1 protein-coding gene is annotated in these 1,103 nt (G+C 65.7%); it reads right to left on the bottom strand.

Annotated elements, in window-relative coordinates; genetic code table 11:
- Positions 1-47: 47 nt before the first annotated feature.
- Positions 48-1,103, bottom strand: a 1,056-nt coding sequence (locus ACFWJO_RS40615; protein WP_386873412.1) for a carboxylesterase family protein, incomplete at its 5' end; no start/stop codon positions are given.

The following is a 1,103-nucleotide window of genomic DNA, read 5'->3' as shown; positions in this document are numbered from 1 at the left end:
CCCTGGTACCCGGGAGGCCGCGACCGGTCTGCCGGTTCCAGAGTCGATCACACGGAGTGTGAAATCGCCGGGTCCCAGGCCATAGGCAGCGCCGGTTCGGGCTCGACCACGCCGGTGTGCGCGTACCGTCCCCAAGTCCTGCGCAGCGTCTTGCCGAGCAGCTCGACCTCGCCCCACTCGGTGTCACCGAGCATCGGAGAGCCTTCCCATGCCTCGCGTGTTCCGAGGAGCAACGGCGGCTCCACGCAGTGTGTTGCCCCGTAGCGAGACCCACGGGGCCGCCAATCGAGGCGGTAGGTAGACGCCCGAGCACCCGCTTGGACCAGGCGATCTCTGAATTCGCTCAGCGGTTCAGCAAGCATTCTGTGCGTTATCTCGACCGTGTCGGGCCCGGGACGGGTGAACGCCGATACATCGTCGGCGTTCCAGCCGCAGATCACATCGAGATCCTGCACGTTCTCGCTGAAGCTCGCTCCCAGCACCGGGAGGGGATCAGTGCCCGAGACTGGAGAGAAGGGTGGCGCCCCGACGGGGCCGGATCGTTCCGCCCAGACGGCCGCGGTCTTACGTTGCGCATCGAGCAGTGCAGCGACACTGGCAGTTCGAGGGTCTCCCCCAACGTTCTCGGCGAATATCCTTCCGACGTCCTCCGCTAACTCGCGCGGTCGGACGACGTCCGGTCCCGGGCCGCTCTGCATGATCGCGCGGGTGAACAGCCCGCACGCGTCCGGGATCTCCATCAGCAGCCAGATCGAGACCGCTCCGGCGGACTGGCCGAAAACGGTCACGTTTCCCGGGTCGCCTCCATACCTCGCGATGTTCGCCTTCACCCAGCGCAGGGCCTCCACTTGGTCGTAGAGCCCGAGGTTTCCACTGCTGACGCCGTCCAGGCACAAATACCCGAACACGCCGAGTCGATAGTTGACGCTGACCACCACGACGTCGGCTTCCGCGGACAGCGAGCTGCCGTCGTACCAGTCCATCAGTCCCGCAGCGCTGTTGAACGCGGCGCCGTGGAGGAAGACCATGACCGGTCGGGCGTCGGCATCATGTCCGGGTGTCGCGATCGACAGGTTTTGGGCAAACTTCGCCTTGGATAAGGT

This window comes from Streptomyces sp. NPDC127092 (assembly GCF_042722475.1).
Lineage (GTDB): Bacteria > Actinomycetota > Actinomycetes > Streptomycetales > Streptomycetaceae > Streptomyces.
Note: the sequence above shows the minus strand (reverse complement) of the source record. Positions and strands in the feature narration are given on the sequence as shown.